The organism is Pseudomonas sp. P39-UII1 (genome assembly GCF_039672635.1).
Lineage (GTDB): Bacteria > Pseudomonadota > Gammaproteobacteria > Pseudomonadales > Pseudomonadaceae > Aquipseudomonas.
On record NZ_JBDFPP010000062.1, the window covers coordinates 1 to 501 of the forward strand.

Annotated in this window: 2 tRNA genes and 1 rRNA gene; all 3 read right to left on the reverse strand. The window is 48.9% G+C overall.

The features are described from left to right. Positions 1-187: 187 nt before the first annotated feature. Positions 188-263: transfer RNA gene (locus ABEH27_RS25715), tRNA-Ala, on the reverse strand. Positions 264-269: 6 nt separating this feature from the next. Then, positions 270-346, reverse strand: a tRNA-Ile gene (locus tag ABEH27_RS25720). 77 nt (positions 347-423) lie between these two features. Further along, positions 424-501: ribosomal RNA gene (locus ABEH27_RS25725) — 16S ribosomal RNA — on the reverse strand; the annotation flags it as partial.

Genomic DNA, 501 nt, shown 5'->3' on the forward strand with positions numbered 1-501 from the left:
GACATTCGCCGAAAATTCGTAATGCAACATCACAAATTTTACCTTAGCCTGATCCACTACCAGTGAAAGTAGTGTTCAGTCTATTTCTATCACATATCCGAATTTTTAAAGAACGATCTGACAAAAGCCAGAAATCAACATTCGAGGCGAATGCTCATTTCTGAGTTTGATCAAGGTACAGCAAGAGTGGTGGAGCCAAGCGGGATCGAACCGCTGACCTCCTGCGTGCAAGGCAGGCGCTCTCCCAGCTGAGCTATGGCCCCGCATATTGGTAGGTCTGGGCAGATTTGAACTGCCGACCTCACCCTTATCAGGGGTGCGCTCTAACCAACTGAGCTACAGACCTATATAGGGTCTTGATCGTCTTCACATATGAATCAAGCAATTCGTGTGGGAGCTCATCAGCAGGCTGATGTCGTCGATTAAGGAGGTGATCCAGCCGCAGGTTCCCCTACGGCTACCTTGTTACGACTTCACCCCAGTCATGAATCACACCGTGGT